The following is a 2,421-nucleotide window of genomic DNA, read 5'->3' as shown; positions in this document are numbered from 1 at the left end:
ATGGATACGCCGCATGGCGGAGCAACACGACATGATCAGCCCTTTCGAAGCAGGTCAAGTCAGGGGCAAAAGTCGTCAAAATAAAATCATTTCCTATGGCACCTCTAGCTATGGCTATGATGTGCGTTGTTCACGACAATTTAAAATTTTTACCAATATTCACCCAACAACAGTAGACCCCAAAAATTTTGATGAAAATAGTTTTGTTGATATAGAGGCCGACTACTGTGTTATTCCCCCTAACTCTTTTGCATTAGCGAGCACTGTTGAGTATTTTCGCATTCCTCGCAGTGTGCTGACTGTGTGTTTAGGTAAGTCGACCTATGCTCGGTGCGGAATTATTGTCAACGTGACGCCGCTAGAGCCGGAGTGGGAAGGGCATGTGACGCTGGAGTTTTCCAATACCACAACCTTGCCCGCTAAAATATACGCTAACGAGGGCGTGGCACAGATGTTGTTTTTTGAATCCGATGAGGTGTGCGAAACCAGCTACAAAGATCGCGGCGGTAAGTATCAGGGCCAAACGGGTGTGACGTTGCCAAAGACCTAAACGCAAGAAAATATCTGCGGCAGAAGCTTCGTTGATTATTGTTATAGTTTGAAGTTTGTTGGTTCGGCTGGGTGTTTTAAGCACTCAGCATGAATACATCCTGTAGGCTTGTCATTCACTTTGCTGATGACGAGCCTTACAATACCCGACGAACTAGGTTGTAACTCCACTAGCACGCTCCACAAATTTTAAATATCCCGCTTTACTTACCTACCTTTAAAACCCTGCCTGCTTAAAATTACCCATTGATAAAGTCCGTAAACATAAGAGAGTGGCGTGTGTTCTTGCTAAGTTGTTGCTGGCATAGATGCTATTACTGGTTGCAGTTGAGCCATAGAGGATTCTTGAAACAGTTATCTAAAGTGCAATTTTACCCACCTTATAGGGACGCCGGATAATCATTGATAGAGCGATTAGGCTTAAATAGCTTGATAAAATGGAGTGAAAATATCAGTGAATAAATGTTTTGATCTAAGCTCGAAACTGCTATCTACAATACGAGCCTTCTTGATACGGTCTATTCGGAACACACGGGATGACAATCGAAGATGATCCCAAGCTATGATGTACCATATGGGCCAATTCAGTAGTATAAACTGTGCTTCGATTACTCGAACAGTGCGCTCCCCTGCCTCAGATTGATATTCAATCTCCAGGCAATGTCGTCGCAAAAATGATTCTGATAGGCTCTCGGAAATTCGCTGAGGGGGTGTCGTGTAATGGGATACCAAATTGGCTTTCGCATTGTCTCCAATCATGATCCGTTTACGGATATTACTGACTGCGCTGCGCTGTTTTTGGGGGAAGGCTTGAAAAAGTTTCTGCTTGATAGCTTTCAGATTGCTAGTGAGTAGTGGTGATTGCAAGGACTCCATAACCGCTAACGAGAGTATCAATTCAACCACTTCCTGATGGTTTAAATTCAAGCGCTCAACGCCCCATCTGCCATTTAAACGAATACCACCTCCGCGCCCTCTGTCTGACTCAATTGGATAGCCGGCACGCCTTAACTCCGCTAGTTCACGCATTAACGTACGCTGACTAATGCCTAGGTGCTCGCGTAAGTCTGCGGTCTTCCAGTGCTGCTCTGATCGAAGTAAGCCGATGAGGCGGTTGCGCCGTTCAGTACGCTGTTCAAAGCCGGAATTTATCATTAGTTTAATATGCCATATAACGGCATCAATTGCCTTATTCTTCAAATCAGTAGGGATACTCCACTTTAGATGGAAATCGCTGATAGCAATCAATGTGTCTTTCAACTTGGCTACATGGCTACGAGGAAACCTAAACATGAAACATTACTACAACCCAATGAGCAGAGCGGTCATTACTGACTGGATGCTCAAAGAACTCGATGCTAAACACCAACAAATCATCATCGATTTTACAGCTGAAGATAAGCATTTGCAGGACCTCCGCAATATCAACCCGATGGGTAAGTTGCCTGCACTTGTGGATGGCGACGCAGTTGTTACAGAAGTGGCTGCCATCTGTGCATACCTAGCGGACAAATTCCCAGAAAGCAGGCTGGCACCTGAAATAGGCTCTGTTGATCGTGCGACGTATTATCGCTATCTGTTTGTTGCAGGTAACACAATTGAACCTGCATTTTCACTGTCGGCTTTTGCAATAGAACACCCTGAGCCCAAGTCGGTTGGGTGGGGGGATCTAGCTCGCGCATTGGCAACTGTAGAGGCAATGGCGCCCAATACTGATTGGGCGCTTGGTGAGCAATTTACCGCTGCCGATGTGGTTTTTGGTGGTCTATTGAGCTTCTCAATGGTGTTTAATTGGATCGAGGCATCGCCTAAAGTAGCTGCCTATGTAGCGCGTATCCGGCAGCGGCCGTGTTATCAGGAGAGCCATGCAGC

3 protein-coding genes are annotated in these 2,421 nt (G+C 45.7%); 2 read left to right on the top strand and 1 reads right to left on the bottom strand.

Annotated features, from left to right (window positions below; all coding sequences use genetic code 11):
- Window positions 1-550 (top strand): dCTP deaminase (gene dcd, locus Q0688_RS12850; protein WP_299077163.1); only part of this gene is annotated, 550 nt, incomplete at its 5' end.
- A gap of 419 nt (window positions 551-969) precedes the next feature.
- On the opposite strand, the gene Q0688_RS12845 is transcribed toward dcd, so the two are convergent.
- Window positions 970-1,842, bottom strand: coding sequence for a YafY family protein (locus Q0688_RS12845; protein ID WP_299077161.1), 873 nt, complete (start codon window positions 1,840-1,842; stop codon window positions 970-972).
- Between Q0688_RS12845 and Q0688_RS12840 the strand changes: the two genes are divergently transcribed.
- Window positions 1,841-2,421 (top strand): glutathione S-transferase family protein (locus Q0688_RS12840; RefSeq protein WP_299077158.1); only part of this gene is annotated, 581 nt, incomplete at its 3' end. The genes Q0688_RS12845 and Q0688_RS12840 overlap by 2 nt on opposite strands.

The organism is uncultured Paraglaciecola sp. (assembly GCF_937123705.1).
Lineage (GTDB): Bacteria > Pseudomonadota > Gammaproteobacteria > Enterobacterales > Alteromonadaceae > Paraglaciecola.
This window is presented reverse-complemented; position numbering and strand designations above follow the sequence as displayed.

Excerpts from the sequence above, each read along its gene's own strand:
- Q0688_RS12845 (WP_299077161.1), bottom strand. The coding sequence starts at position 1,842 with ATGTTTAGGTTTCCTCGTAGCCATGTAGCCAAGTTGAAAGACACATTG.